The following is a 706-nucleotide window of genomic DNA, read 5'->3' on the forward strand; positions in this document are numbered from 1 at the left end:
CGGCATCACCTTCTCGCCGGATGGCGCCTTCCTCGTCACTACCATGCAGGAGAACGCCCTACATGGCTGGAAGCTGGCCGACGGCAAGCACATGCGCATGAGCGGCTATCCCGGCAAAGTCAAAAGCCTGTCGTGGAGCGCCAAGGGAAAATGGCTGGCCAGTTCCGGCGCACCGGCGGCGATCGTCTGGCCGTTTTCGGGCAAGGACGGGCCGATGGGCAAGGCGCCGCTGGAACTCGGCACGCGCGGCAACGCCATGGTGACCTCGGTCGCCTGCCATCCAAGCCAGGATGTCGTCGCCATCGGCTATGACGACGGCATGGTGATGGCGGTGCGTTTCGCTGACGCCAAAGAGGTGCTTCTGCGCCGACCGGGCAAGGGCGCCATCACCTCGATGATGTGGGATAGGGAGGAACGCCGCGTCGCCTTCGGCAGTGCCGCCGGCGATTGCGGCGTCATCGATATTTCCGCATAACCGGGAGTTCTCTACTCGGCCCCGCAGGAGACTTTGCCGGTCAACGCGGCAGGCATGCCATCGCCACCCGTGTCAGCCGTGCCCTCATAGATGGCGAGCGAATAGCGCCCGTCATAGTTGCCTTCTTCACTGGACTCGGTCACGATCGTCAGTTCGACAGAGCTGTAGGTGTTTGCGACCTCGTGCTCGCGATAGACGAGCAGCCGCAATTCCTTGCCGTCGAGCCAGTAT

The 706-nt window shown here is 63.3% G+C and carries 1 protein-coding gene and 1 pseudogene; one reads left to right on the forward strand and one right to left on the reverse strand.

Annotated elements, in window-relative coordinates; genetic code table 11:
• Positions 1-475, forward strand: a 475-nt coding sequence (locus EOA86_RS37130; RefSeq protein ID WP_164892432.1) for a WD40 repeat domain-containing protein, incomplete at its 5' end; no start/stop codon positions are given.
• Between the two features lie 11 nt (positions 476-486).
• On the opposite strand, the pseudogene EOA86_RS39175 reads toward EOA86_RS37130, so the two are convergent.
• Positions 487-706, reverse strand: a pseudogene (locus tag EOA86_RS39175) (hypothetical protein); the annotation flags it as partial.

The organism is Mesorhizobium sp. M5C.F.Ca.IN.020.32.2.1 (assembly GCF_004023105.1).
GTDB lineage: Bacteria > Pseudomonadota > Alphaproteobacteria > Rhizobiales > Rhizobiaceae > Mesorhizobium > Mesorhizobium wenxiniae.